We start from the raw sequence: 204 nt of genomic DNA on the forward strand, positions 1-204 counted from the left end.
ATTGCCCGAAACTTTCTTCACTTCCCTCGCTTCTACTTTGAGTTGTTTAAGCAAAAAAGTTCGAACCCCATAGAGTTTAACTCACAGTTTATCGCTTGTGTAAATCATGTCAACCCCTTTATCAGGTGGTTATTGCGGTGGGGTTCCACCTCTTCCCATTCCGAACAGAGAAGTTAAGCCCACTTGCGCCGATGGTACTGCAAT

1 rRNA gene is annotated in these 204 nt (G+C 44.6%); it reads left to right on the forward strand.

Going from position 1 to position 204, the window contains the following annotated elements:
• Positions 1 to 121 precede the first annotated feature (121 nt).
• Positions 122 to 204 (forward strand): 5S ribosomal RNA (gene rrf, locus X919_RS0106310); the annotation flags it as partial.

Source organism: Prevotella sp. HJM029, from assembly GCF_000599605.1.
GTDB lineage: Bacteria > Bacteroidota > Bacteroidia > Bacteroidales > Bacteroidaceae > Prevotella.